Source organism: Staphylococcus pasteuri, from assembly GCF_030547725.1.
Taxonomy (GTDB): Bacteria; Bacillota; Bacilli; order Staphylococcales; family Staphylococcaceae; genus Staphylococcus; species Staphylococcus pasteuri.
Window position 1 is genome coordinate 1 of record NZ_JAUOQO010000464.1, and the last position, 262, is coordinate 262.

The 262-nt window shown below is 63.7% G+C and carries 1 protein-coding gene; it reads left to right on the forward strand.

Annotated elements, in window-relative coordinates; genetic code table 11:
• Positions 1-21: 21 nt before the first annotated feature.
• Positions 22-262 (forward strand): uracil-DNA glycosylase family protein (locus Q4528_RS14370; protein ID WP_368506727.1); only part of this gene is annotated, 241 nt, incomplete at its 3' end.

Genomic DNA, 262 nt, shown 5'->3' on the forward strand with positions numbered 1-262 from the left:
GGTCAGGCCCCCGGCGCGCGGGTGCATGAAAGCGGTCGGCCCTTTACCGATCCTTCTGGCGACCGGCTGCGGGATTGGATGGGGCTGGGGCAGGAGGATTTCTATGACACAAACAAGGTTGCGATCCTGCCAATGGCGTTCTGCTTTCCGGGCTATACCGACAAAGGCGCGGATTTACCGCCGCCACCGATCTGTGCCCGCAGCTGGCGCGCGCGATTGTTGGCGGATCTGCCGGAATTCCCGCTGACATTGCTGGTCGGCG